The following is a 24,831-nucleotide window of genomic DNA, read 5'->3' as shown; positions in this document are numbered from 1 at the left end:
GGGGTCCGTGAAGCTCATATGGTGCGGTGCTCCGGGCTCTCGGTGGGCGGTTGGGGGCTGCCGAGGTGGTGCAGCAGCAAGGCTTCGGCCAGGACCACGCGCGCGAACTCGCCGAGGTGAAGGCTCTCGTTGGCGCCGTGGGCACGGCTGTCGGGGTCCTCGACGCCGGTGATCAGGACGGTCGCTCCGGGGAACGCCTCGCGGAACTCAGCGACGAACGGGATGGAGCCACCGACGCCCATGGTCACGGGTTCGATGCCGTCCCAGGCTTCCTTGAAGGCGGCCCGGGCGGCGTCGTAGGCCGGGCCGGAGGGGTCGAGCTGGGTTGCCTTGCCGGTGTCGACCACGGTGAGGTCCAGGTGGGCGCCCCAGGGCACGTGGGCGTTCAGGTGGGCAGTCAGGCAGGCCACCGCGTTGTCGGGGGTGTCTCCGGGCGCGATCCGCAACGAGATCCGCGCGCGGGCGGTCGGCACCAGGGTGTTGCTGGCGCCGTCGACGCGCGGTGCGTCGATGCCGGTGACGCTCAAGGCCGGCTTGGCCCACAGTCGGTCGACCGCGGAGCCGTCGCCGATCCACTCCACGCCCTCGGCAGCACTGGAGCCGGCGCGCAGCAGCTCCGCGGCACCCTCGATGTCCGCGGTCCGTCCGTGGCGCAGTCCCTCGACTGCGACGTTGCCGCGATCGTCGTGCAGGCTGGCGACCAGGCGGCAGAGTGTGATCAGCGCGTCGGGGAGTAGCCCGCCCCAGCCGCCGGAGTGGACGCCATGGGTGAGGGTGCGGACCTCGACGTCGACGCGGACCAGACCGCGCAGGCTGGTGGTCAGGGCGGGAACACCAACGGCTGCGTTGGTGGAGTCGGCGATGACGATGACGTCAGCGTCGAGCTTGCCGCGATGCTCCCTGAGCAGGGCCGGCAAGGTGGCGGAGCCGACCTCCTCCTCCCCCTCGATGAAGACGGTGACGCTGGCCGGGAGGTCGTCGCCGTAGGCGCGAACGGCGCCGAGGTGGGCGGCGATGCCGGCCTTGTCGTCGGCGGCGCCGCGGGCGTAGAGCCGGCCGTCTCGCTCGGTCGGCACGAACGGGGGCGAGTGCCAGTCGTGGTGGTCGTTCTCCGGTTGGACGTCGTGGTGTGCGTACAGCAGCACCGTTGGCGCCCCAGCAGGGCCGGCCTTGTGGGCGATCACTGCGGGGGCGCCACCGTCGATGCTCACGATCTCGACGGTCTTGAATGCTGCGGCCCGGAGCAGGTCGGCGACCGCCTCGGCGCTGCGCCGCACGTCCCCGGCTCTCGCCGGGTCGGCGCTGACCGACTCGATCCTGACCAGCTCCTCCAGGTCTTGGCGGATGCCGGGCAGGACGGCGGTCACGCGCGCCTTGATGTCGTCGACGCTCGTCACGGCGACCATCTTGCTGAGACCAACCGTGAAGCAAAAGCGGCACTTTCCGGACTGTCTCGTTCACTTCTACTTCACCGTCTCGGCCCTGACCCGGCCAGCCCGGAGCGGGCGGTCCGGCCCCCGGGGAAGAGGCGAACGAAAACCCGGTGATTTCGCCGGTCCGAAGTCCTGGCTACCCGCGGCACCGTGGACCGGTCATCCCCCGTCACCAGCACAGGAGGTCACCGTGACCACCGGATCTTTGCCGTCACACCAGGCTGGGCGCCCTGCCCTTCGACTCGCGGCGAGGTTGCTCCTTGCCGGGCAGCTGCTCTTCATCCTTGTCACACAGTTCCACACCGGCGGGGACGCCAACGATCACGACTCCATCTTCTCCGCGTACGCCCACAGCGGCGATTGGAAGGGCGTGCATGCCCTCCAGTTCGTGGCGGTCGCCGTCCTGGTCGCCGGGCTCGTGGTCCTGTCCGGCGCGCTTGAGATCTCGGCACGTCGTCCCGTCTGGGCCGGTCGCGTTGGCGCCGCCTTGGCGGTGGTCTCGCTGGGGCTGTACGGCGTCCTGCAAGCCGTCGACGGTATCGGGAACAAGCAGGTCGACCACGCCTGGCTGACGGCGTCCGACGCAGACAAGTCGGCCCGGTTCGCCAGCGCCGAGGCGATGCGGTGGTTGGAGTGGGGCATGAGCAGCTACCACGCCTACGCGATGGGGTTCGCCCTGATCGCTCTTGCGGCCGCCCTGGCGGCGGTCCGGACAGGCGCCCCCCGCGTGGTGGCGGCCTTGGTCGCTGTGACGGGCCTGGTCTACCTCGTCGAGGGCTGGGTCGCAGGGACCGGCGGATTCAACGCCGTCCACTCGGTGCTCATCGTCGCCTCGTGGCTCCTGAGCCTGACCTGGATGATCTGGCTGGTCGTCATCACCGGCCGAGCATCGGGTGACCGCGTCGTGGCCGAGCCGGCCGCTACGACAGCGTGAGGTGGGTCGAGCGCACCGTGCCGGACCCGACGTCGACGCTGACGTCGACGCTGACACTGACGCCGAGCGGGGCAGGGGACGCGGTGCCTGCGCGCCAGGCACCGGCGGTACCAATGCGTGACCTTAAGCCAGCGGCCGCGTCAGCCGAGGGGGTTTGCCTGGAACCCTTCGGTGCTGACCAGCACAACGACGGCTTGGTCGTCGAGGCCGAGCGCGTCCCGGCGAGCCCTCATCGCGGCGACCTTCCGCACGCCGGCGAGGGTGGAGGCGCCGCACGGTCCGACGTCCTGCGCCAGGTTGGTCAGGTCCGCGACGGCGCGACGGCATTCCTCGTCGGAGACCGTGATGGCGGCGTCCATGCCGGCGAGCAGCGCGGGCCAGCCGAGCTCCGACGGCGTCCCGCAGTTCATCCCGGTCATGATGGTCTCGCCGGTCTTGACGGTCAGCGGCTGTCCGGCCAGGAGGGATTGCGCCAGGCAGGCGGCGGTGTCCGGCTCGACGCTGAGCAGGGCCGGGGAGCTGGCTCGCGACCGGTAGTGGTCGACCATCGCGTGGGCGAACGCACCCACTCCGACCGGACAGGCCACCAGGTGGGGGCCGGACAGGCCGCGCATCTCGAGCGCTTCGTCGACCTCCTCGAACAAGGTCGCGTAGCCGTCGACGATCCACCGGGGGACGTCGGTGTAGCCGGCCCACGAGGTGTCCTGGATGAGAAGGTCGACCTCGTCGTCCTCTGTCGACCGGGCCGCCAACGCGACCGCGTCGTCGTAGTCCAGGTCGGTCTCGACCAGCTTCGCTCCCTCGTTCCGGATCGCTTCGAGCGCCGCGTCGCTCACGCCCTTCGGGACGTAGATCCGCGCGGCCAGACCGAGCAGGGACGCCACCCGGGCCACGGCCCTTCCGTGGTTGCCGTCGGTGGCCGTTACCAGCACCGGTCGCAGCTCCGCTGCGACTTCAGCGCCGAGGTAGGTGCCGAGGCTGGCGACCGTCGCGGCGCCCAGGTCCAGGCCGTAGCGCGTGCAGAGCGCGCGGCAGGTTGCCCACGATGCGCCCAGGATCTTGAACGCGGGCAGCCCGAGGCGATGCGACTCGTCCTTCAACAAGACGTGCCCGACAGCGAGCTCAGCAGCCAAAGCCGGCAGCGAGGTCAAGGGCGTAGGTCGGTAGCCCGTGAACGTCCGGTGGAAGGCGCGCGCCGACTCCGGCGGCGGGGTGCGCCACGCCCTCGCGGCGGGGTTCGCATACCAGTGGTCCAGCACCATGGCGCCCATCATGGTCGGCCACACCTTGAAGACAAAGCGGCAGTTCTGGGACATTTCCTTCCGGCGCTGCTTCACAATCAGTCCCCGTCGCCTCAGGGGCGACATCAGGTCGATGCCGCACGGCGGCGCGAGAGAGGCCGCAAATGCTCAACATCATGCGCTTGAAGGTGCTGCGCGAACTGCACCGTCGCGGCACGCTTTCTGCCGTCGCCGAGAGTCTGTCGTACAGCACGTCCGCGGTCTCCCAGCAGATTCGTCAGCTCGAACGTGAGGTCGGCGTTTCCCTGGTCGAGCCTGTTGGCCGCCGGCTGCACCTCACGCCGCAGGGAACCATCTTGGTGGACCATGCGGCACGCATCCTGGACCTCGTGGAGCTGGCCGAGGCCGACATCTCCCAATCACTCGACCAGCCGCGCGGCACCGTGCGAGTTGCCGCGTTCCAGTCAGCTGCGATGACCCTCGTCCCGCAGGCCGTCGCCATTCTCCGCGAGAACCATCCGGAGCTGACCGTCGAGTTCCACCAGGGCGAGCCGGAAAGGACGCTTCCGGCGTTGCACGCAGCCGACCTTGATGTGGTCGTCGCGGAGGCCTATCCCGGCATCCCAGCACCCGCCACACCGGGGCTGGTGTTCGACCATCTGCTCGATGACCCCCTCATGCTCGTCATGGACGAAGACACCTTCGCCTCTGTCGACAGCGAGGCCAACGTCATCGCACAGCTCAGTGACGCCGGCTGGGCAGTCGAGGCTGCGGACTCCGTCCCGCACACGTGGGTGGTCAGCCAGTGCCGCCAGCAGGGATTCGAACCACGCGTCGTGTGCTCCACCGAGGATCTCGCCGTGCAGCTGCGTTTCGTCGAGGCCGGCCTGGCCGTCGCGGTCCTCCCCCGGCTTGCGCTCCAGCTGGCCATCTCCGAGGTGCGCAGCTTGCCGGCCGCGCCGCAGGTCCAGAATCGCCAGCTCCTGCTGGCCTACCGGGAGGCGGCACGCAACCGGACCGCGATCGTCGCGATGCGCGCCGCACTCGAGCAGGCGGCCGCGACCCTCGCTCCTACCTAGGACGCGGTCCGCACCTGGTTTGACGCCGACAGCACGACCCTGGGTACCCGGCGAGGCCGCGCTGACAGACGCCGCTCGTGGGCGGCCCCGTGAAGCGGGCGCCGAGCACAGTGGGACTGGGCACCGTCATCATGCGTGTTTGCTTCAGCATTGCGGCCGCTTCTTCCCGCTTTACTCCTAGCAGTCCGGATCGGCACGATTGCTTGAGAACGAGGCGCTCGAGCCGGGCACGTCTCCGTGCTGGCGGGCCGTGGGCTCTACTCCGTGGCAGCGTCATGGGGCACGCTCGCGCGGAGGGGCACTACGTGGGCCACCGATACCTGGCACTACTGAACCGGTCACGCTGCGGCGGTTCGGTCACCGAAGCAACACTCGCGAAGGAGACAACCGTCATGCCCTCTCTGACTCAGCAAGACGGTGTGCACGTCCTGTGCCTGGGCGACGACGAGAACCGCTTTTCCCTCAGCTGGGTTGATGCCGTCGGTGGCGCACTCGATGAGGTGATGGCGTCCCCGGCTCCGCTGGTCACGGTCGCGGAGGGCAAGTTCTACTCCACCGGGCTCGACCTCGAACAGCTGGAGGCGAACCCGGACCTGCGCGAGGTGCACGGCCGGCGCATCGCAGGACTGCTGGCCCGCGTGCTGACCCTGCCGGTGCCGACGGTCGCCGCCATCAACGGGCACGCCTTCGGGGCGGGAGCCATGTTCGCGCTGGCTCACGACTGGCGTGTGATGAGGAGCCACCGCGGCTACTTCTGCCTGCCCGAGGTCGATCTGGGCGTGGCCTTCTCGCCTGGGATGGCGGCACTCATCCAGGCCAAACTCACCCCGGCCGCCGCCGTCGCGGCGATGACGACCGGCCACCGTTTCACTGCCCCCGAAGCACTCGGTATCGGGTTGGTGGACGACACCGCAGCGGTCGATGACCTGCTGGGCACTGCGATCGACCGAGTCGCGCTGTTGGCGGGCAAGGACCACCAGGCGCTCGGCACGATCAAGGCGATGATGTTCGCCCCGGCAGTCGCTCGCCTCGCGCCGGCTCCGGAGAGCTGGGTCTCGGCGAGCTAGCCGAGTCAGCGATTGGCGGAATCTAAAGGTGACTTACCGCGCATGGGAGACCCGTCAACTCGTGAAGCGGCGCCGCCGTCCCCACCGGCCGACCCGCGACGGCCGACCGACGGCTCAGCCAGTCGCGCGAACGGCCGCAGACGTCGTTCAGCGGGAGAGCGGGGACCCCTCGAGGACGCGCCGGACGCGGTGGCTGTCGCGGCGCTGTACCGGCGACTCGACGCGCTCGGGGACGCCGCTCGCGAGGAGCTGAAGGCAGCCCTCGAGGCGTCCGACCGGCTGCCCCCCGCGGCTCACGGCCGGTCGCGAGCGATGAGACTGGAGCGCGAAGGGAGCTAGTGTCCCTCTCATGTCTCGGACCCTGCGTGTCGCCTCAGGCGCTGCTGTGGCCGCGGTCCTCTTCGCCGCGACGGGAGTGTCGTCCGCGATGGCACAGAACAAGACCGCGTTGGACCCGGCGCGCGACACCAACGCTCCTAACGACGTGATTCAGGTGGCCGTCAAGGACAAGGGTTCGCGCATCGACGCGGTCGCGACCTACCGCGACCTTCGCGCCGGACACCTCGGGGCCTCGTTGAACGTCAACCCTGGGCCATCGGGCGGCCCGGAGTATGCACTGATGCGATTCCAAGACTTCGACGGCCGCTGGAAGGTCACACTCTGGCAGGTCCGCGGCGACCGGCTCGTGAGAAAGGTCAGGTGCCCCGGGAAGGGTGTCACCGCCGACTACCGTGCCGACACCATCACCTTCCGGCTCCCCCACAAGTGCACCGACCGCGGCACCAACCCTCGCCGCGACCACGTCCAAGTCGTCGGAGGCGTTCAGGAAGGCGGCGGGGTCCGCCGCGAGTACGCGCCCAACAAGCCACTCACGCTGCGCCGCGGCTAACTCTCCAGGCTCAACGCACCCCCGCGCCTCGGAGGCCCCGCTTAGTCCCGGCCCGTTGTTCGAACATACGTTCTACTCTTGGGTGATGGGGCGCGCGGGCGATGGGACGGGGCTGCGGCGCCACGTCTCGCCTCGGCACGTGTGGGTTCGGTTCGGGTCGATGGCCTCACCAGGGGTTCTCCTGAACTGGCGCAAGGACCGGGACGGGCAATGGTTCGCGTACGTCATGTACGCGACCGGCGGCGGCAACGTGGACGTCACCGTCACCACGCAGTGGGTACCGGCCGCCCACGTTCGGCCGGCCAGCGACTAGGGCCTCGGACATGGCTTCACGCGTGCGCTTCCGCCCGGCCGTCGACCCCGAGTGGTTTGCTGTGGCCATGTCCAAGCCGGGTCGCTACGCCGACGGCCGCCAGTTCGCACTGCCCGATTCTTGGCCGTCTGCCACCGACGAGGTTCTCGACACGGCGGTCACGCAGGCGCTGGCCGCGCTCACGGCCGCCGACGCCGTGGGCGCGATGGCGGCTTACTACGACCGCGCCGGCGGGTACTCCGGGACCCTATTCCTGGACGCGTCTCCGAACGACCCGGTCGGCATCGACGCGGCCGACCTGTACGCCGTCACCACCCTCAGCATCACGCTCGACGCCCGGTACGGGCGGCTCCTGCTCGAGCCCAGCGACGTGCGCCGGGACGTGATTCGTCAGCTTGAGGGACTAGACCCTTCGCCGCACATCACCGACCTCGAACACGGGCCCGGCGGGAGCGTCGAGACCTTGACCCGCATGTGGGAACTTCACCACCGGTTCAAGACCCTGCTCCGCGAGGACGCGAACCGCTGGGTGACCGCGGCGAAGCTCTGCGCCCGCAAGCGGCCCTACCTGTTCCCAGTGCGCGACAACCTCGTCTGCACCTACCTCGGCGGCGACCGCCCCCTGGGTGCGAAGGATCGACCAGGCAACTTCTCGATCGACATCCAGGTCTATGCCCACCTGATGACCGACGCGAAGGTCAAGGTCGCCCTGGGATGGCTACGCCAAGAGGCGGCCGAACGTGAAGTGCAGGTCGACGCCGTCGACCTCCGTCTGCTCGACGCCGTGTTGTGGATGCATGCGGCAAGGAGCACGCGGGCAGGTTGAGGTCGATGACTGAGGCCGAGGTGGAGGCCGCCCTGGTTGCGCACCTGCTTGAGCGCGGGTGGGACGTCACCACTACGAACCTGGACCACACCGACGTCATCGCGCGCCGAGGCGCCGAGCTCATCGTCGCCGAGGTCAAGGGCCACACCTCCGAGCCGGCACCGACCTCGACACCGGGTACGGACAGCTCCTACGCCGGATGACCGACGCGAACTCTGACGCGATGTTCGTCCTCGCCGTCCCCGAGACACTTGGGGCGGCGACCGCACGCGTGCCCGCCCGGGTTCGTCGCAAGCTCGGCGTCGAAGTGTGGCTGGTCCCCGACGTTGGTCCGGTGCACCCGCTCGACGACTAGGTGTAGTTCCCCGACAGGTTGTGAACGCCAAGGCGTAGACGAATGAGGAGGACCTCCAGTACGGAGGGGGTTACCACACCAACCCTCTTACTGGAGGTCCTCATGACTCACGCTAATGCTCCGCTGACTCCGGTCGGACGCCGGCGGCTGGCCGAGTTGATCGTCGTGCACGGCTGGTCGGTCCGCCGGGCGGCCGAGCGGTTCCAGTGTTCGCCCGCCACTGCTTCAAAGTGGGCTGCCCGGTTGCGGGCGGGGCTGCCGATGACGGACTTCTCGTCGCGACCTCACTCGTCCCCGACCAAGACCCCGACCCGCCTCGAGCGCCGGATCGTGAAGCTGCGCTACTGCCGGCGGTGGGGCCCGCACCGGATCAGCTATCACCTGCGTGTGCCTCGCTCGACGGTCGGCCGGGTGCTGCAGCGATACCGGATGCCGTTGCTTGCGCACGTCGATCAGGCCACGGGCCTGGTGATCCGCAAACCCAAGCCACACCGCTACGAAGCCGCCGCACCAGGCGAACTTGTGCACGTGGACATCAAGAAGCTCGGCCGGATCCCGGACGGCGGCAGCTGGCGCGCGTTCGGACGAGGCTCGGCTCAGCACAAGCGTGCACAGGCTGCCACTGACCGCGCTGCTCGCGCTGGCGCATCACCCTCACGCCGCTACGTGTTTCTCCACCACGCCGTCGACGACCATTCCCGGCTGACCTACTCCGAGCAACTCCTCGACGAGCGCAAGGAGACGGCCGCTGGCTTCTGGCTGCGAGCCAAGGCCTACTTCGCCGACGCCGGGATCACCGTCCAAGCAGTCATGACCGACAACGGCGCCTGCTACCGCTCGCACGACTTCGCGGCCGCGCTCGGCGAAGGGGTCAAGCACCGCAGGACCCGGCCCTACCGGCCTCAGACCAACGGCAAGGTAGAGCGCTTCAACCGCACCCTGGTCACTGAATGGGCCTACGCCGGGGTCTACCTCTCAGACGATGCCCGCGCAGCGACCTACGCCGCCTGGCTCCACTTCTACAATCACCACAGACCCCACACCGGCATCGGAGGCCGGGTCCCCGCCGACCGCGTTCACAACGTCACGGGGAACTACACCCTAAGCCTCGAGAAGCACGCCCCTGTCGCCGACGGCGAGGTCGAGCCCGCGGCAGCCGCCAGCAATCCCTCAGCCGAGGAGCTCGCCAGCCGCTAGAGCAACCCCGAAGGGCCGCCCGCCGTCACCGGAGACATCCGGTGGCGGCGGGCTGCATCGCGCTCGGCGTCGATGCCGACAGGCCGCCTCGATGCGTGCCCGCGATCGCTAGCCAGCAGTGGCAACGGTGAGCACTGCAGCCGCAACCAGACAGATTGCGCCGGCACTCAGCATCAGCCGGCCGCCATGCCAGCGCCACCACCGACCCATCAGCTGGGAATGTTGCGCGGGCCGTGCCCGTAGGTGTTGCGCTCCCCAATGGTGCCGTCGAGGTTGCGAAAGATGTGCTCGACGTGCCCGGCACGTCCTGTTGCGCGCGCGGCGACCACGGTCTAGAAGTTGGCGGCGTACACTGCTTCGATGAGGGCGGGAAGATCGTCGGCGGGCACGTACGCCTGTGCGACGGCCCAGATGAGTTCATCGGGCGCTTGCTCCAAGGATTCGAACGCGGTCAGAGCCGGCGCGAAAGCGACCGCCGGATCGGCGGACACGCCTACGTCGTGGAAGTGCACGGTCCCGCTACCCGTGTAACACGTGATGGCGCTGACCCAGTGGTCGCGTCGTCGGCGGAACACGATGTGGATGTGTGTCGCAGTGAGGTCGATCGGCATAGCAATGACAGTGCGGCGATCTCCGATGCGCGCAGCCGTTCGTAGACGGGCGCCGCGTCGTGGGGGACGCCCTGTTGACATCGACTCACGTCCGGCAACCGACACCTGTGATGAGGCATCTTCGGCGCGGTGAACTATTGCGCTCAGCGAATCGGCGGAGCACAGGTCGACCGTACCGGCCCGCTCGCGCGCACCGGCCGAGGGGAGCTGATGGCCGGTCGCGACGGCATGCGCCAGTGCGATGTTGGCCTACCTGGGGCGCGGGCCGTAGCCACTGCACCGACGGCTCCCGAGGGCACCCATGGTCTCGTCAGCTGCTCGCTGTCCGCTCGAGTTCCCGAGCCCGTTGGAGGACCCATGCAGAAGCTTCCCCACAGTCAGCCACCCGCCGTCCAACCGGTTCCGTCCGGGGCGACAACCCAATCACCCGACGAACCGGGGAATGGAACAGAGCCCTCAACACTGACGAACGGCGTGGCTCGGCCTGCCCCAGTCGACCTGAAGCACTTCATTCAGCAACTAGCTGTGATGCCCAGGCACGTTGTGCGATTGGGTACGGCGAAGTCGTAGATGGGTGAAGGCCTCCCGGTGTGGAGTGGAGCTACCTAGGAACCACTCCCACCCAGGAGGCCTTCATGTCTCACGTTAATGCTGCTCTGACCCCACGGCATCGGCTACGGCTGGCTCGGTTGGTCGTCGAGGACGGGTGGCCACCGTCGCGTGCTGCTGAGTTCTTCAACGTCACCTGGCGCACCGCGGACAAGTGGGCTCGCCGGTACCGCGACGAGGGCGTCGCCGGGATGAACGACCGGTCCTCGGCACGTCATGCCCAGCACGCCAAGACCCCGCAGCCGGTGGTGCGCAAGATCGTGCACCTGCGTTGGAAGCAACGACTGGGTCCGGTCCAGATCGGCGCGAAGCTCGACGTGCCGGCCTCGACCGTGCACGCGGTGCTGGTCCGCTGCGGCCTCAACCGGCTCGCCTACATCGACCGGGCCACCGGGGAACCAGCCAGGCGCTACGAGAAGTCGCGACCCGGGGAGCTGCTCCATGTCGATGTCACCAAGTTCGGCAACATCCCCGACGGTGGCGGGTGGCGCTTCGTTGGCAAGTCCCAGGGCTACGCCAACCGGCGTGCCACCCGCGACCGGACCGGGATCAAGGCCCGCAAGTACCACCCGAAGGTCGGGACGTGCTTCGTGCACACCGTGATCGACGACTACACCCGCCTGGCCTATGCCGAGTGCCACGACGACGAGAAGGCCATCACCGCGGTCGGGGTCCTCTACCGGGCGGTGGCTTGGTTCGCCGAACGCGGCGTCGTCGTCGAGCGGATCTTGTCCGACAACGGCGCGGCCTACAAGTCGTACCTGTGGCACGACACCTGTGCGGAGCTCGGCATCAAGGTCAAGAAGACCCGACCCCGACGCCCCCAGACCAACGGCAAGATCGAGAGACTCCACCGCACCATGGCCGACGGGTGGGCCTACAAGAAGCTCTACGCATCCGAGAGCACCCGCAGGGCCGCACTGGCAGGATGGCTCCACCAGTACAACCACCACCGGCCCCACTCAGCACTCGGCGGCCAACCACCCATCACCCGGTTGGACAACCTGGCTGAACATCACAACTAGCGCGTCACCGCCCCGACGGCACGGCAACCGCCGGTGGCTACCGTCGGACGGCCTTCGTCGTGGAGGACGGGCCGCGGCCAGTCGGGGACCGGTCACTGGAACCGATCGGGTGGATCGATGGCATCCAGACGCGCTGCCTGGCAGGGCGGGTCGCCGGCCACCGAGACATCACCTTGGCCTACTGCTCGGCCGGGACGGTGCTGGGACGGGACCTCCTCAACGTCGAGGAGGAACTCGCGGCGTTGTGTAGTGCTGCCGATGCCGCAGAGGTCCGGCGTGCCTGCGACGACATGCCGATCGTCGCCCTTCCCGACCTCCAGCCCTGGGATCTCGCACTCTCCACCGACACCTGGATCGACCAGACCCGTCGACGCCTCGAGCGGCAGGCCCTCGAGGAAGCTCCTGCCCGGCCGGGCGCCTTTGTCATGGTCGACGGATCGCTGCCGCCTACCTCCCGCCCCGACGTAGCGGGCATCATCAAGGGCGCCGCGGACACGCCGTGGTTGACCGACCCAAGCGGCCTCCCTCAGGAAGGCGGCTGGCGGTCGCCGGCCCTACGACTGCCGGCGACCCGCATCGGTGAGCGGGACCGGCTCACGGCATTCCTCCGCCTCCGGACCGCCACGTCCGCACACCCCTGGTCCTACTCCCTCATCCGCGTCGAGTGCTTCCTCGACGCCGGTCTTGAAGCACTGGACGCCGCCTGCGCGTTGGCCCTGAAGCACCGCCAACCCCCCACCTCCAGCGACCGGCGCCGAGACGTCCACCTCGTAGGCTTCGCGCGAGCCGAAGCCGTGCTCCGAGCGCGCATGCCCTTGGTCATCAGCCAACTCAGCTGACGTCGCCCGGCCCCGGCAGCGGGCCGGCTTGCACGATTCGGGATACAGGCAGGAGGACGGGCTGGCCGGACGGTAGGGCACATGACCCAGGACGGCCGACCCAACGACGACCTCGACTCCCCGCAGGACCACGTCGCCGCCGGTCGGTGCTCGCTCGACGGCGCGCTACGGGAGCTCGCTCTCGCGATCGCCGAGCATCTGGACCGCGGAAGCGACCTCATCACGCTCCTGCGCTTGGCCCGCCAGGCCCACCCGGCCGCGGACCCCGACTGCCTCGCGGACGCCTTCCTGCTCGCTCACGGGTTACTTGCCGGCGTCGCCGCACCTGCGCCCGGGTTCTGCACGATCTGGGGCGCGGAGCCGCTGCGGGACGCCGCGGCCGCCGCTGCTCGGACGCTCGCTGCACGCTGATCTCGACTCCAGCTCATCTGACTTGCCTGCAGCGGGCTCGCCCCCACGGTGCCGTTCGCCACGTCCAACATGACGTGCCGCGCCCAGGGCCCCAAGCCTGGGGTTCCGGCGCCGAGACACGGAGTCGTCTGATGAACGATCTCGAACTACAGCTCCATGACCAGCTCCCCCGCGGCAAGCGGCGGCGCCTCGTCCAACTCGCCAAGCACCGGCTGTACCTGGCGCGGATCATCGCTGAACTCGCCTGCTGGGGCGTCGTCGAAGTGCCGGCCCTGGAGCGACAGCTAGAGTTGGTGGAGGCCTCCATCGTCGGGCTCGCGGTCGACCCCGCCCTAGCCCGACAGCTGGTCGCCTTCTGGGTCGCCTACGATGCGAGCCTGGTCCATGACCCGGGCACACCGCCGCTCCATCTGGACTGCGCCACCTGCGCGCACGGCGCTCTCGGCTTGGGAGACATCCTGGCCCGCTTGCCCGACTGACCCATCGACATGGCGGCCGACGACGCGTCGGCCGCCATGTGGCACTCAAGGCATCTGCACGCCGACCGCAGCCGGACTGCCTCAACGTCGATGCTCGCCCGCGCGGTCCACGGCAACCGGCGGCGACCGCACAGTGGCACCGAACAGGCTGACTGACGCACTCCGGGCACAGAACCGACCAGTCGGCCGCGCAGGCTCCGACGCCGAGCATCGACTCGATGAGTGGCCACGCGGACTGGTGCAAACCCTGACCGCTGCTAACCACCCTTTGCGGCGGCCAGGGTTGGCGCCATGTCGTCGCAGATGCAGGTCAGAGACCATTGCGTCGCGCGAGGCATTGCGCACCGTCCCCGACATGACCAACCGCTCCGAGAGGCTCGCCGGGAACGACGACCCGGCATCGACTCCTCGCCGTTCCGTGGTGCCCTCACCCGCACGCGCCAAGGCTCGTGACCGGTTGCGAGCCGTGGCGTCGGCGCATGCCACCGCCGGCGACGGGCCCGGCGGAGGCGACCTGTCCAGCACCGGGACGGACGTCCCACGCCTGGTCGGTCCCCCCGGCGGTGCCGACTCGCCCCGCTCCGCTGCGGTGCGGATGTTCGCTCGCGCCGCCTCGCCTGCCGGCGCATCGCACTCGGTGGGCGCGCCCGATGGATTCAACCCGGTGCAGTCGAAGCCCGGCGCGGGCGCCGGGGTGCCTGCCGCGGCCCGCCCGAACGACGCGGCGGAGCCGGCCGACCTGGCGGATCTGGCGGATCGTGACGGCGACGTGCTCGACCAGCTGCGACGCGAGTTCGCGGAGCACTCGCTGGCCACGCAGACACGGCGCAATTACGCGGGACATCAACGTGCTTGGGAGAACTGGTGCCGTGACCGCGAGATCGCCCCGGGCGAGGCGACGCCCCAGGACGTGGCGCGCCACCTCACCGGCTACCTGATCGAGTGCGACGAGAGCGGGCAGGTGCTGCGCGACGAGGAGGGCAACCCGGTGGCTTCGGTCGCGACCTCGACGCTGGCCCTCCGGCTCGCGGCCATCGACAAGGCGTTCGAACGGACCGGGCGCGATCGGCCCGGTCAGCACCTGGTGGTCCGCGAGCTCATGGAGGGGATCCGGCGCCTCTACGGTGTGGCGCCGGTGCACGCCAAGGGGCCCCTGCTCCTGGCGGATCTGCGGCTCATCGTCGCCGGGGTGCGCCGCGAGCAGGCGCAGTCGGTGCGCGACCGCGTGATGGCTGAGGCGCGCCGACAGTTGCGCGCGACCCCGGGCCAGCTGGCCCGGCTGGACTGGGCCGACGTCGAGATCGGTGACGTTGACGCCTACCTGGTCCTCGCGCCGGAACGACGCGGCGGTCCGCGGCGCCGGGCCCGGCTGCGGGCCGCTACCGTGCCCACGCGGTGCCCCGTAGCGGCCTTGCGCGACCTGCGTGACCTCGCGGGCGCAACCGGGCCGGTGCTCACCGGTCCTGCCGGTGAGGCGTTGACCCGGCAGGCGATCGACAAGCGGTTGCGGGTTCTGGCCCGTCGCCCCGCAGGGGACGTCGCGCCCACCCCGCGCCCCAGCAACAAGAGTCTTCGTGACGCCGCCCTGCTCACCTGCGGCTGGTTCGCCGCGCTGCGGCGCTCGAACATCGTCGCGCTGCGATGGTCCGACCTGACCTGGTACCCCGGGGGCGAGATCCGGGTCCGGCTGCGCCGATCGAAGACCGACCAGCAGGGCACCGGGAAGTGGAACTGGCTGCCTCGTCTGGACGGTGACAGCGCTTGCCCCGCCACGGCGCTCACCGAATGGCGCAATCGGGTGGCTGAGCTGGTCGGTGGCGACCCGGCCGCGGTGTGCCCGGACGCGCCGGTGTTTGCGGCGATGAACCGCCACGACCAGTTCAAGATGAAGGAGGGTTCGATGCGGCGACTGCGAGGCGAGGCCGTCAACGACCTCATCCAGCAGCTCGTCGTTCGGACCGGCCTGGTGACCGGCGACCGTCAGGGCCGCAACCCGTTTGGCGGCCACAGCCTGCGCTCGGGTTTTGTCACGCAGGCCTGCCTGAACCGGGTCCCGCTGATCGAGATCGCTCAGGTCACCCACCACGCCGATCCGCGCAGCCTGGTGACCTACAACAAGCCCAACGACCGCTCATCCATGGACACGCTCCGCGACGTCGCGCGCGCAGTGTGACCATGCCGCGGTCGCACTCCCCTCTCACCACTGATGGCGCCCGGGCCGCCACCCGGGCGCCATCAGTGGTGGTCGAGGACGTCATTCGAATCGAGGATGAACCTCGTCGTTCCTGGTGAGTTCCACGTAGGAGGCGAAGACGGTCAGCGTCTGATGGTTGGTGACGTGTTCGGCTGCCTCGGACATGCTCATGCCTGCGGCGATGGCCCACGTGGCAGCGGTCCGGCGCAGTGACCTGGTCGCGATCCTGCGCTTCTCCCCGCGTTCGCCGGCGGTCTCATCGGTGGTCTCAGCTGCCGTGCCGTCGGCTGCTTGGCACGCTGCTTGGCCGGCGGCCCGGCCCGTTGCTTCACCGGCGTACGCGCGCGAGATCGATCCCCAGGCTCGAAGAATCCGCAGGCGCCCGTTCTGGCGGGTCATCGCCCGCCACCGGCCGCCGTAGTAGGTCGCGAGGACCGGGCCCGTGGTTCGTCCTTGGCGCCGGCAGGCGTCGAGCTGCCGGGCGAGCGCACAGACAGGGCACAAGATGTCGATGCAGGTGTCGGGATCGGCGCCGAGGTGGTGGAACTCCTTGGTCAAGGTCTTGCCCGCGGACAGCTTGGCCTTGCGGAACACGACCCGGTACCCGGTGGGGGTCGGGTACACGTCGCGGATGTCGAAGTCGGCGAGACTGATGTGCCTCAGCCCACCGCCGATGCCCAGCGTGAGCCAAGCGAGGTCCCGGGTATGGCGGTCCACATCCGGATCACAGTGGGCGATCAGGGAGTGGAACTCGCCGCTGTCCAGGTTCTGCACCTCTGCCGGCCCCGCGACTGCCAGGCCGGCCCTGCGCGCAGCGGCGTGGACACGCTCCCCGATCCCCGCCTTGCCCGTGGAATCTCCGGACCGGATGGCGCGGACGGCGTCCTCGAGCAGCTCGGCCTCGGGCGACGCGGGGTGGACCTCGATGGCGGTACCGTCATAGGTGAACCCGAGGTTCGGGACGAGTGCGAGCTTGTCGAGTCGAGCCTGGCTCCACTTCGTGGCCTTCAGCAGCCTGACCAGGCACAGACGGCCGCGAATGTACGCGACCGACGCAGCCGCGATCGCAGGTTCCTTCAGCCGTTGTGCCATTTGCTCGGCCTCGTCCTGGTGCAACGCGCTGACCTTCGGCTGGCGGGCTGGCGCGGTGCGTCTGAGGTAGTTGAGCTGCTTCTCGACGCGACCCCAGGGCGGGCAATCGGCTCCTTCATCGCGATGCTTCTGTCGAATCCGCGTGACCAGGTCCCTGGCATAGGTGTGACGTGTCCACTCCGGCGTGGCGGCGAGGAACGCGAGGACCGTGTCCTCGCTACAGGGCAGCGGTTCTCGGCCGTAGCTGGCACAGAAGGCCGCGAACCGAGGCCACACGCCATCCATCTGCCATTGGGTCGTCTCGGCGAACCTGCCTTTCGTGGAGATCTCCGCCGTGACGGTGTCCAGGCGTTCGAGGTCGTCGCGCACGGCACTCACCGGTTTCCCCGCGGCGCATCACCGGCAGCCCGCCTGCCGATCGCCGCGGTCCTCGAGCTCACCTCAGCAAGGAGCCGGGCGACGTGCTGGGGATTCCTCCGGCGCAGGGTGTAGTACAGGTTCGCCTCCGTGGCGCCTTGCTCGTACAGCGTCTTGCCGTGGAGCTTCTGCGCGGATTCCCAGCGATAACCCATTTCGGCGAGCCCGGCGGCTTCGAGAAGTTTCCTGAACTGGACGCGCGCGGCGCCCATGGTGATCGACTGCGCGGACCCGTCAGCCCAACCCGCGGACCCGACGAACAGGCCGGCATCTGGTCGCAGCGGCTGACCCGCTGCGGCTTCGCGAACCAGTAGCCACTCGGTCAGGGCGGTGACCGGACAGAGGGCCGGGTTGCTACTCGGCTGAACGGTCAACCAACTGACCTCTTGCTCGCGGCCGCGGACTGTGTCGCGAAGCTGCAGCTCCACGGCGCTCGGGTCCTCCGACGAGCGCCGCACCTTGGCGACGGTGAGTCGGTCGAACAGGTCAGCGGCGGTCAGACCGCGGTGGGCGACGAGCTTGATCGCAGTCTGGGCAGCCAGCAGGCCGCGGCTTCCTTGCGTGGGCGCGACGGCGAGCAGCTGCCGGGCACCCAGGGCGGCCCGTTCGCTCGCCGCGGCGGAGTACTCCACCCGCACCCTGCCGCGACCACGGGCCAGGCTCAAGGCGGCCGAGCTGGCAGCGGCTCGGCGCAACAGGACGCTCATCCACGCTCGGAACACCGGGCTGCCCGGCGCATGGTCGGGCTGCTGGGCCAGGAACGCGCCTTCGGGGTCGGATCCGGCCTTGAGCCGGTAGTAGTGCGTGGTCAGGCACGCGGCACAGGCCGGTCGGATCCTCTGGGCCAGCTCATGTCGGCACACGAGGGTGACCTGGTGGTGTCGAAAGCCGATGGTGATCGCGCCGTCGGTGCCGGGCTGCACGTCGCTCGTCTTAAGCCAGACCAGGTCGTCGAGGTTCGCCTGGGCATCGAGAGACAACAGGCCGGCGATCGCGATGGCGCCGTGGTGAGCTATGCCGAACCACGGCGTCTCACAGAGGGTGACGAGGTCGTCGGAAGTCATGACGGGCGAAGGGGCTTCTTGGCGCGCCTGGTTGGCGTACCGCCTCCGGTAGGCGCGACGCAGGCTCGCCATCTCCTCGCCGCTGTAGGCGTCGAAGGGGGTCGGGCGACCAGCAACGACGTGGAGGTGGCGCACTGCGGCGAACACGGCGTCCACATAGCCGGGACTGAGCGCGCCGCTACGGGCCGGTCCCCGTCCGTGCCGCCTCCACTTCCCATGTGCGGCGTCATCGAGGAACGCGACGACGGAGTCTGGCGGACTTCCGTACGGTGAGTACCCGTGGTGCTCGCAGAACGGGACCCAGACATTGGCGAAGGCATTGCTGTACACCTGCTCGGTGTCTTCAGTGACCGCCTGCGCCACCATCTCGCTCGCCACCTCGAGCAGCCGCTGGAAATCGTCCCCGGTCTCGTCGACCGGGCCGCGTGCCGGGGTCATCTCATCGCTCGCAGGGCTTGGCGGGCGGCGTCCTCGTCTGGTCGATCGACTCCGCACATCTCCGTCATCCAGAGTTCGAGGAGTTCGGCCGTCGCGACGTGGCCGGTCGACCAACAAAAGTCGAGGAACCGCGCGTACAGACGGCCGCCCTGGATCTCCTCACTCATCCGCTGACGTCCGAGGCAACGGAGGGCGTGCAGGGTCCCGTCGACCAGATCGCCGGCAACGACGTCGGTCACTGGCAGATTGCTCATGCGTCGTGTCATGTGGGCGACCGTCCTGACCTAGACGAAGGTCGCAATCATTCCCATGCGGAATCCGGTGGGAGTGTCCGGTCGTCCGAACAGGAAACTCCAGTCGAGACAGTCCGCGTCCGGTCGGCGACGGTATGGCGGAACGGCCTCGCCGGCCAGCTGCGCCCAGGGAACCAGCTCGTGCATCCGGTTGAGGATCCGCAGGACGTCGGCTTGCGGCAGCCCGAGGGACCGATCAGCGCGGTGATCTGCCCAGCGGGCAGCGCCTCGTCGAGAACGTCTGGGCGTGGTTCGTGCCCTCTCGGTCATTGCCGCTGCCGTGGTCGCCTTCGCCGTCTGGCGGCGGTCGACCCGGACCCGAATCTCGCGCACGCAGTCGCCGTCACGGTGCTCATCATCGCCTGCCCGTGTGCACCCGGTCTGGCGACGCCGATGTCGATCATGGTCCGCGGCGCCCGCGCCGAGGAGGACCGCCGCACGCGTCAGCCGTGCGTCCCTTCAACGCACGCAGCTGTCGTGGCGGTCGGGTAGCCGAAGCAGTAGCCCGACATAATTAGGTCGCCGGCACTCCAGGGGTTGGCCAGCTCATGCAGGCACACGTCCTCACCCGCCGTCTGCTGCAGCCGCCTGAGCGCACCGCCGGTGTAGAGATCCGGGAGCTGGCGCGCGTACTCCTCTTCGAGGGTCGCCAGGCACTCCTCGCTCGCCAGCGGCCCCGAGCGCGCGATCAGCACGCTGAGATGGGGCTGGCCAAGTCCGTTGGTCCAGGACCTGTCCGTCCGGACGACCAGGCCCCGGTCCTGCGCAACGGCCGCCCAGCCCTCCACCTCAACGGGGCTCCCGTAGACAGACCCGACCAGCTTGGAACCGTTCAGCACGCTGTTCAGGACGATCGGCTCGTTCCAGAGCGGCCGCCACCACGCGAAGGGTGACTCGCTGGCCGGGAGGTTCGTGACGGGACGCTCGGCGTCGTCGGGAACCTTCCAGGGTTCCAGGGTGTGAACGAGGTTGGCGAAGCTCCGGACGGGGCTGGGCGCGCATTCGGCGTGACTGGTCCGGTACGTGTAGCGGTGGACGACGTTGCCGTTGTTGACGAGGGCGGCACGGAAGCCGGACTCCAACTTGCGCTCATAGACGCCGTGCAGCGGCATCCCCGTCCGATCTCTCAGCCCCCCGGTGCGGGAGGCACGGGGGTACGGAAGTGACTCGATCAGGCGGTAGCGAGCATTGGTCATGGGGTTCTCCTCGGTTGGTGCCCCGACGGCGTAAGGGCGGACAGGAGGCACCGTGCAGCGCTCGCCCACGCCGTCAATCACGCACACCATGCTGTCGAGTTGCGGCGGATTGACGGCGGGTATCTGCGCCACCGCCAACGAGGTTGCGCCGCCGCCATCCGCGTTTGCGTTGCCGCCATCGGGACTCCGCGCTAACAGTTGCGCGGCCGCCAATCGGGCCCCTCGATCGGCCCGGCGTACGGGAAGAACAAGAATGCCCGGCTCACGGGCGGAACAAGAATGCCCGGCTCACGGGCGCTGAGATCGTTGATCAGCACGCCGAAGGGACCCTCGTCTACACCTCCGTCGGCCGCGCCCGCAGAGGAGTCCGCACCGCGCGCGCCTGACCAGGCGGTATCACCGCGAGACCCGTGAACGCACCCCCGCTGTGCTGACCTGGCACTCCTGCGGTTCGCTCGGGTCGCCATCAACCTCTACCAGGCCGACCTCGGGATGCTCATGGCCCCTCGGCGGGCGGGAGAACGAGGCGACGGTGCTCAACCGCTACTACCGCACCGGCGCCGAGCTCACGCCCCGTGGGCTGGCACGGCAAGCCCAGCTGCCAGTAACCGACTGACCAGATCGCCCGCGCAATCCCGCCCACTAAGACGCATCTCGGTCTGCCACGAACGCGGTTACACCTCGATACCCGGCGTTGAGCGCGTTCAACACTCAGGCTCTGAATCAAACGAGACTCACTCCGAACCTCGTTCCCGGGTCGCGATGTGGATCTGCCCGGGGTGGTGCGGCGGGGTGAGGTCAGATCGCCGTCACGTCGTAGATGTCCTTGCCCATCCTCTTCCGGAACTGCTTGACGACACCACCCTCACGAAGGGTCGTCAGCACGGCCGTGTGGGCGTCGTCCTTGCCGACGTGGAACTTCTTCCCTGGGGTGAGGACCTTCGCGTACTCGGCGCCGAGCGCCGTGAACACCTCCACGACCTGCTGCGCGGACGCGATCGGAACGGCGGCGGCAAGGAGACGAATGACCTGCTCCGCCTTGCCCGGCTGAGCAGCCGCGACCCGGGCAACCGTGGCCGGTTGGAGCGCGATTCCGTGCTCGACGGCGTACTCGGCCACCGCCCGCAGGGCGTCGGTGTCGGGGCCGGGGACGTACGCCTCGACGTTGGAGACGATCTTGTCGCCGAGCTTGTCGCGACCGGTGGTGTTGGTGAGGACCTTGTCGACCATGCCGTCCACCAGTGCCGGGGTCAGGAACGTGGCGATGTCGGACGAGGCCTTGATGGCGGGCTTGATCGCGTCCCATCCGGCTGTGTGGAAGTGCTCGAACGACTCCGCCTCGTCGGCGACTATGCCTGCGGTCAGCATGCGCGCGAACAGGTCGCTCGGCTCGGGCGTGATGTCGGCGACGGGCAGAGGGAACTCGGCGCCGAGGCTTGCGGCCAGCGCGACGCGCACAGCCGTTGAGGAGAACGTGGTCGCGTTGAGGACAGCGACCGCGGCCGCGACCGGGTCGAACTCCTCACCGCTGCCATCATCGACGTCGTCGATCGTTGCGGCCGCTTCCAGGAGCCCGGCGAGGTCGGCATCGATCTCCCCACCAACGTGCGCGCGGTACCGCTCGACGTTGGCCAGCGTGGCGTCGAACAGACCCGCGGCGGCGAGCTCGGCCCAGGTGGCGTCCGGGACGGCCCGCAGCTGCGGAATCCGTGCCTTCGGCGATGCGCCGACGACTAGGTCGTGAAGGTGGTTTGCGAGCTGATCCTCGCTCCACTGCTCGACGGCGTCCTTGAGGACCTTCACCAGGATCTTCGGGGTGCGAACGGTGCGCTTGGTCTTCGGGTCCTGCTCGACAGCGGTCAGGTACGCGCCCGGGTTGGTCAGGCAGTGCTCGTACACGGTGTCGTTGGCGAGGACGGCGTCGAGCGACACCGCACCGTCGACGCCGAGCGCGGCGCGCAGGTTCTCACCGGTCAGCGTGTACCGGTCGTGCTCGACGATGACGTCGCAGAGATCGTCGTCGATGGCGGACAGGTCGGGCAGGCGAACACCGGTGCGTTCCAGAAGCGCGACGACCGCCCCGATCGCGTCCTCGGGCAGCGGTTCAATGAATGCGGGCATGTCGGTGTAGTTGGCGGTGATGAACTCGCGGACCTTCTCGCCCAGCTCGTACGGGACGTCGCCGACGGCGGCCGCGAGCGCAGCGCCGACGAGCGCTGGGCGCGCCTCGTCGGGCACGTCGGGGTCGGTGACGAGGTACTGGAACACGATCGGCCACGGTTGTGCGGCGAGGCGGCCGACGAGCGCCTCGCGTTCCTTCCCGGAGGTCAGGTAGGCGGTCAGGAACGTGGCGGCGTCATCGTCGTGGTCGGTCACGAGCCGCTTGATCATGCGGTTCGCACCGGGGTGATCGGTGGCAAGGAGGTAGTTGACGATGTCGATGTTGTACGCGGCGACGGTGTCGGTGAGCTCCTCGCCGACCTCCTCAGTCTCGGCGAGGAGGTTCTCGACGGCGCCGGGGCGGCTGAGCTTGTAGTCGACGTTCATCGTGTTCGCCTGGACGTGGTGAACCATGAAGTTCGCTACGTCGGTGCCGGAGAAGTGGCCGTAGAACTGGGCGGCGTACAGGGAGAAGTTCCGGTCCAGGTAGCCGCGCAAGACCAGGTCCCGGGCCAGCTGCGACTTCATCGTGGACTTCACGAGCTGAGCGAACGTCTGCTCGGCAAACGTCACCTCGCCCGCGTCGTCGGACTTCGCCTTCTTCGACCTCGGCAAGCCCACAGGGACGTTGAGCTTGTGGGACGACATCGTGGCCAGGTCCTTGAAGTCAGCGCTGCGCAACCGCTCGATGTCGACACCCAGCTGTGCCAGCTCGACGCGGGCCGCCTCCTCGTCGATGGCGTTCCACTGGGTGCCGTCCAGGCCTTCCGGGACCACGACCTCGAGGTCTGCGCGCGCCATGGTCAGCACGTTGTACTTCTGGCCGCCCTGTGCGTTCGGGGAGGCCGCAACCACGATCGACTCCGCGTCGGCGACCGCGCCCCAGAACTCGTACCCCGTGACGTCGTTGAGCTCGAACGACGCCGACCCGACGGTGAGCGTCAGGTAGGGCCATCCGCTGTAGCTCGACCCCCCGTGGACTGCCTGAACGTACCGAGTCAGCCGATCCCCAACACGCTGGGCCACAGCCGCCTGGGTGCGGCGCCGCCCCCGACCGACCCTAAGGTCACGCACCCGCTTCTCGTTGGCCGCGACCGCCTTCCGCACCAGCTGCTGGTGGAAGTCGTAGAGCCGGTCCAGGTCACTGGCGCGTCGCGAGATGTTCTCGAAGTCCTCGAGGTGGAAGTTCTTGTACGCGACCAACGCGAACAGCTTCGACGGCTCCAACCCCGGCGCCGTGTCCTTCGACTCCAACAGCCGCTCCGCGAACACCAGGTATTCATTGCACATGTTGCGCAGGAGCCGCATGTCCGTCGAGTTCTGAGAGACCAGACCCACCAGGGCACGGTCGATGCCGGTGATGGCGGACTCCTCAAGAAGGTCCGAGAGCAGCTCGCGGGCGTTGCGGTGCGAGATGAACGGCACGATCGGGATGACGATGTCGAAGAACTTCGTGCGGTTCGCTCGTAACGTCTCCGCCGCCGCAGCCTCCCCGGCGGCCGCGAGCTTCTTCGTGTCCGCGCCGAGCTTCTCGAACATCGAGTCCTTCACGGCGTACACGAACCGCAACGGAACCCCGAGCCCCAGCAGACGCCGAGACCACTTCGCCGGCAGCTTCTCCGCGAGCCGTCCGGGCACGTCACCAGGCAGCTTCATCAGTACCCAGTGAAGCCACCGGCCCGGTGCGCGACCACGGCGTCGCGCACGCCGGTGCGGGGTGTCGTTGAGCAGAATGTTGAGCTCGCGAACGGCTTCGAAGATGCCCGGTTCCTCGAACCGGTCCAAGTCCTCGAAGATCACGATGTCCTTCGACTCACGGTCGAAGTAGTAGACGATCTCGTCGAGGTACTTGTCGAAGAACGTCGACGACGACTCCTTCGACGTCAACGTCACCGTCGCACCGCCGGCCCCCACGTCCGAGATGAACCACCCGTACGTCATCACCCTGACGGCCGCGACCACCGCCACCGCCACCGCAGCAACGACACCCCACGCGGCCGCGCGCTTCCACCCGTCAGCGTCCGAGTCCGGCCAGTGGAGCTCCGGCAACCACCCGAAGATCAGGAGCACCAGAGCGACGGCGCCGACGACCCCCACCGCCTCGGCGAACACCCGCCGCTTCGACAAGACCGCGATCCGACTGAAGCGTGAGTTCTTCCCGACCTTGCGGGACGCCCCGTAGAGGAGCTGCTTGACGATCTCCTTCTGAATGCGGTTCGTCGTCGACTCGTTCGGCTCACCAGGAGCCAGGGTCGAGATCGCCAGCCGCTGCGTCGCCTTGCGGTGGTTCTCCTCGAACTTGTCGAGCACGCTCGACTTGCCCGCGCCGTACCGGCCCGTGAGCGCGATGTTGTGGTTGCGGGGGTCCTTCAGGGCCTCCTCGAGGCGCAGCAGGTACGTCTCGTGGTGCTCTTCCTCGTAGTGCGGAGTCAGGGAGCGCAACGGCACGTCGGCCGACCTAGAGCCCTCGTCCTCCTCGCCGCCCTCGTCCTCGTCCTCGGCGCCGTCCGGCTCGCCGTCGTGCGCGGCACCGTGGTCAGTGTCCGCGGCGGCGTCCGAGTTCTGCGGGTTACCCGACCCCGCGCTGTGCTCGTCAGGGGTCTCCGACTCGTGGTTGTCCTGGCCAGAACCGTTGATCACTGTGCCCCCTTTGAGCGCGCGTCAGCCTA

At 68.9% G+C, this 24,831-nt stretch carries 21 protein-coding genes and 1 pseudogene; 14 read left to right on the top strand and 8 right to left on the bottom strand.

Going from position 1 to position 24,831, the window contains the following annotated elements:
- Window positions 1-14 precede the first annotated feature (14 nt).
- Window positions 15-1,397, bottom strand: a complete 1,383-nt coding sequence (locus tag N538_RS26525; protein WP_231496284.1) for a dipeptidase — start codon at window positions 1,395-1,397, stop codon at window positions 15-17.
- Window positions 1,398-1,686: 289 nt separating this feature from the next.
- Between N538_RS26525 and N538_RS28130 the strand changes: the two genes are divergently transcribed.
- Complete coding sequence (locus N538_RS28130) at window positions 1,687-2,367, top strand: hypothetical protein (RefSeq protein WP_155992320.1); 681 nt, start codon at window positions 1,687-1,689, stop codon at window positions 2,365-2,367.
- Between the two features lie 140 nt (window positions 2,368-2,507).
- Here the strand turns inward: N538_RS28130 and N538_RS0120695 are convergent, their stop codons facing one another.
- Complete coding sequence (locus tag N538_RS0120695) at window positions 2,508-3,629, bottom strand: diaminopropionate ammonia-lyase (RefSeq protein WP_197025409.1); 1,122 nt, start codon at window positions 3,627-3,629, stop codon at window positions 2,508-2,510.
- Window positions 3,630-3,772: 143 nt separating this feature from the next.
- Here N538_RS0120695 and N538_RS0120690 point away from each other — a divergent pair, with 143 nt between their 5' ends.
- From N538_RS0120690 to N538_RS26515, 8 genes and pseudogenes are all read left to right on the top strand, one after another.
- Window positions 3,773-4,687: a LysR substrate-binding domain-containing protein gene (locus N538_RS0120690; protein ID WP_028638884.1), complete on the top strand. Its 915-nt coding sequence runs from the start codon at window positions 3,773-3,775 to the stop codon at window positions 4,685-4,687.
- A 305-nt stretch (window positions 4,688-4,992) separates the two neighbouring features.
- Entirely contained in the window at window positions 4,993-5,754 is a 762-nt protein-coding gene (locus N538_RS0120685; protein WP_231496283.1) for an enoyl-CoA hydratase/isomerase family protein, read from the top strand.
- Window positions 5,755-6,103: 349 nt separating this feature from the next.
- Entirely contained in the window at window positions 6,104-6,643 is a 540-nt protein-coding gene (locus N538_RS0120675; protein ID WP_155992316.1) for a hypothetical protein, read from the top strand.
- 160 nt (window positions 6,644-6,803) lie between these two features.
- Window positions 6,804-6,956 carry a hypothetical protein gene (locus tag N538_RS28685; RefSeq protein ID WP_155992314.1) on the top strand — a complete coding sequence of 51 codons (153 nt, stop codon included), beginning with the start codon at window positions 6,804-6,806 and terminating at the stop codon, window positions 6,954-6,956.
- Window positions 6,957-6,966: 10 nt separating this feature from the next.
- Window positions 6,967-7,782 carry a DUF6308 family protein gene (locus tag N538_RS0120665; protein WP_155992312.1) on the top strand — a complete coding sequence of 272 codons (816 nt, stop codon included), beginning with the start codon at window positions 6,967-6,969 and terminating at the stop codon, window positions 7,780-7,782.
- A gap of 5 nt (window positions 7,783-7,787) precedes the next feature.
- The gene (locus tag N538_RS0120660) at window positions 7,788-7,985 is read left to right on the top strand and encodes a hypothetical protein (RefSeq protein ID WP_028638880.1); all 198 of its coding nucleotides are present in this window, start codon (window positions 7,788-7,790) and stop codon (window positions 7,983-7,985) included.
- Window positions 7,982-8,137 (top strand): hypothetical protein, encoded by a 156-nt coding sequence (locus tag N538_RS28680; protein ID WP_155992310.1) that lies wholly within the window; start codon window positions 7,982-7,984, stop codon window positions 8,135-8,137. Before N538_RS0120660 ends, N538_RS28680 begins: the two co-directional genes overlap by 4 nt.
- A 102-nt stretch (window positions 8,138-8,239) precedes the next feature.
- Window positions 8,240-9,229 (top strand): annotated as a pseudogene (locus tag N538_RS26515) (IS481 family transposase); the annotation flags it as partial.
- 437 nt (window positions 9,230-9,666) lie between these two features.
- Here N538_RS26515 and N538_RS0120645 read toward each other — a convergent pair.
- Window positions 9,667-9,945, bottom strand: a complete 279-nt coding sequence (locus N538_RS0120645; RefSeq protein WP_028638879.1) for a hypothetical protein — start codon at window positions 9,943-9,945, stop codon at window positions 9,667-9,669.
- A 635-nt stretch (window positions 9,946-10,580) separates the two neighbouring features.
- On the opposite strand from N538_RS0120645, the gene N538_RS0120640 reads away from it, so the two are divergent.
- From N538_RS0120640 to N538_RS0120620, 5 genes are all read left to right on the top strand, one after another.
- Window positions 10,581-11,579: an IS481 family transposase gene (locus N538_RS0120640; protein ID WP_028638878.1), complete on the top strand. Its 999-nt coding sequence runs from the start codon at window positions 10,581-10,583 to the stop codon at window positions 11,577-11,579.
- Between the two features lie 59 nt (window positions 11,580-11,638).
- On the top strand, window positions 11,639-12,418 hold the full coding sequence (locus N538_RS0120635) for a hypothetical protein (RefSeq protein WP_028638877.1): 780 nt from the start codon (window positions 11,639-11,641) through the stop codon (window positions 12,416-12,418).
- 81 nt (window positions 12,419-12,499) lie between these two features.
- The gene (locus N538_RS0120630; RefSeq protein WP_028638876.1) at window positions 12,500-12,829 is read left to right on the top strand and encodes a hypothetical protein; all 330 of its coding nucleotides are present in this window, start codon (window positions 12,500-12,502) and stop codon (window positions 12,827-12,829) included.
- Window positions 12,830-12,960: 131 nt separating this feature from the next.
- Window positions 12,961-13,308 carry a hypothetical protein gene (locus N538_RS0120625; protein ID WP_028638875.1) on the top strand — a complete coding sequence of 116 codons (348 nt, stop codon included), beginning with the start codon at window positions 12,961-12,963 and terminating at the stop codon, window positions 13,306-13,308.
- Window positions 13,309-13,663: 355 nt separating this feature from the next.
- The gene (locus N538_RS0120620; protein WP_155992308.1) at window positions 13,664-15,481 is read left to right on the top strand and encodes a tyrosine-type recombinase/integrase; all 1,818 of its coding nucleotides are present in this window, start codon (window positions 13,664-13,666) and stop codon (window positions 15,479-15,481) included.
- Between the two features lie 81 nt (window positions 15,482-15,562).
- On the opposite strand, the gene N538_RS0120615 is transcribed toward N538_RS0120620, so the two are convergent.
- The 5 genes from N538_RS0120615 to N538_RS0120595 all read right to left on the bottom strand — a co-directional run bounded on the left by N538_RS0120615 (window position 15,563) and on the right by N538_RS0120595 (window position 24,802).
- Window positions 15,563-16,963: a hypothetical protein gene (locus tag N538_RS0120615; protein ID WP_155992306.1), complete on the bottom strand. Its 1,401-nt coding sequence runs from the start codon at window positions 16,961-16,963 to the stop codon at window positions 15,563-15,565.
- Between the two features lie 5 nt (window positions 16,964-16,968).
- On the bottom strand, window positions 16,969-18,513 hold the full coding sequence (locus tag N538_RS0120610) for a hypothetical protein (protein WP_028638872.1): 1,545 nt from the start codon (window positions 18,511-18,513) through the stop codon (window positions 16,969-16,971).
- Window positions 18,510-18,779: a hypothetical protein gene (locus N538_RS0120605; protein WP_155992304.1), complete on the bottom strand. Its 270-nt coding sequence runs from the start codon at window positions 18,777-18,779 to the stop codon at window positions 18,510-18,512. Before N538_RS0120605 ends, N538_RS0120610 begins: the two co-directional genes overlap by 4 nt.
- Before the next feature lie 470 nt (window positions 18,780-19,249).
- Window positions 19,250-20,215 carry a hypothetical protein gene (locus tag N538_RS0120600; protein ID WP_155992302.1) on the bottom strand — a complete coding sequence of 322 codons (966 nt, stop codon included), beginning with the start codon at window positions 20,213-20,215 and terminating at the stop codon, window positions 19,250-19,252.
- A 585-nt stretch (window positions 20,216-20,800) separates the two neighbouring features.
- Entirely contained in the window at window positions 20,801-24,802 is a 4,002-nt protein-coding gene (locus N538_RS0120595) for a YobI family P-loop NTPase (RefSeq protein ID WP_028638869.1), read from the bottom strand.
- Window positions 24,803-24,831 lie beyond the last annotated feature (29 nt).

The organism is Nocardioides sp. URHA0032 (genome assembly GCF_000620645.1).
Taxonomy (GTDB): domain Bacteria; phylum Actinomycetota; class Actinomycetes; order Propionibacteriales; family Nocardioidaceae; genus Nocardioides.
Note: the sequence above shows the minus strand (reverse complement) of the source record. Positions and strands in the feature narration are given on the sequence as shown.